Here is a 234-nt window from a genome sequence, read left to right on the forward strand (position 1 = left end):
TTTAACAGACAGGCGGATGCTGCGGTTTTTGCGGTCGACGGTTACGATACCGGCTTCAACCTCATCACCTTCTTTCAGTTTGGTGGTCAGATCTTCACCGCGGTCAGCTGCGAATTCGGAAGCAGGCAGGTAGCCTTCGACTTCGTCAGACAGGGCCACAACGGCACCTTTGGCGTCAACAGAGTTCACAGACCCTTTAACCCACGAACCTTTGTCGTTTACGCGGATGAAGTT

Annotated in this window: 1 protein-coding gene; it reads right to left on the reverse strand. The window is 53.0% G+C overall.

Features of this window, described 5'->3' with window-relative positions; genetic code table 11:
* A partial coding sequence (locus tag ACTHSP_RS24155; protein ID WP_440347239.1) for a S1 RNA-binding domain-containing protein occupies positions 1-234 on the reverse strand: 234 nt, incomplete at both ends.

The sequence above is a fragment of the Neisseria sp. P0001.S005 genome (genome assembly GCF_051963715.1).